The sequence below is a fragment of the Streptomyces microflavus genome (assembly GCF_014650075.1).
Lineage (GTDB): Bacteria > Actinomycetota > Actinomycetes > Streptomycetales > Streptomycetaceae > Streptomyces > Streptomyces microflavus.
The window spans coordinates 1-1,265 of record NZ_BMUG01000036.1 but is presented as its reverse complement, the minus strand read 5'-3'; the positions used below and the strand labels follow the sequence as shown (position 1 = coordinate 1,265).

The 1,265-nt window shown below is 67.1% G+C and carries 1 protein-coding gene; it reads right to left on the bottom strand.

Features of this window, described 5'->3' with window-relative positions; translation table 11 throughout:
* Positions 1–1,224 (bottom strand): IS256 family transposase (locus tag IE264_RS37760; RefSeq protein WP_229888001.1); only part of this gene is annotated, 1,224 nt, incomplete at its 3' end.
* Between the last annotated feature and the right edge of the window lie 41 nt (positions 1,225–1,265).

The following is a 1,265-nucleotide window of genomic DNA, read 5'->3' as shown; positions in this document are numbered from 1 at the left end:
GAGTCGGCCGTCGAAGGTGATGTCGAAGGCGTTGAGAGCGGTTTTCCAGCGCATGGTCCAGCGGGCCTGGCCCTTGCCGGTCGGATCGAGCGACATGATCGCCATGTAGACGCACTTCAGGGCGGCCTGTTCGTTCGGGAAGTGCCCCCGGGCTTTCACCGCCCGGCGGATCCTGGCGTTGACGGACTCGATCGCGTTGGTGGTGCAGACGATGCGGCGGATCTCGGTGTCGAAGCGGAGGAACGGGGTGAACTCCTCCCACGCGTTCTCCCAGAGCCTGACGATCGCCGGATACTTCTTGCCCCATGCGTCGGCGAACTCCGCGAACCGATCGAGGGCCGCGTCCTCGGTCGCCGCGGTGTAGACGGGCTTGAGGACCTTGGCGATCTTGTCCCAGTCCTGGCGGGCGGCATAGCGGAAGGAGTTCCGCAGCAGATGGACCACGCAGGTCTGCACGACGGTGCGGGGCCAGACGGTCTCGACCGCGTCAGGAAGCCCCTTCAGCCCGTCGCAGACGAGCATGAGGACGTCGTTCACGCCGCGGTTCTTGATCTCGGTGAGGATGTGCATCCAGTGCTTGGCGCCCTCGCCGCCGTCGCCGGCCCACAGCCCGAGAATGTCCCGCCGGCCCTCGACGGTGACGGCCAGGGCGACGTAGATGGGCCGGTTGGCGACCGCGCCGTCGCGGATCTTTACGTGGATGGCGTCGATGAACACCACCGGGTAGACGGCGTCCAGGGGCCGGTTCTGCCATTCGGCCATGCCTTCGAGGACCTTGTCGGTGATCGTGGAGATCGTCTGGCGCGACACGTCGGCGCCATAGACCTCGGCCAGGTGGGCCTGGACCTCGCCGGTGGTCAGGCCCTTCGCCGCGAGTGAGATGACCATCTCGTCGACGCCGGACAAACGCTTCTGGCGCTTCTTGACGATCTTCGGTTCGAAGGAGCCCTCGCGGTCGCGGGGCACGGTTATCTCCACCGGGCCCACGTCGGTCAGTACGGTCTTGGCGCGGGTGCCGTTGCGGGAGTTGCCGCCGTTCTTCCCCGCCGGATCGTGCTTGTCATAGCCGAGGTGGTCGGTGATCTCGCCCTCGAGGGCCGACTCCAGGAGCCGTTTGGTCAGCTGCTGGAGCAGCCCGCCCTCGCCGGTCAGCTGCAGGCCCTCCGCCTGAGCCCGGCCCACCAACTCGTCGATCAGCCGGTCGTCCACAGACTTCGGCGGCACCGTCTCAGACGGCTCGACGGGCTCGGCCTTGGTCACGTTGT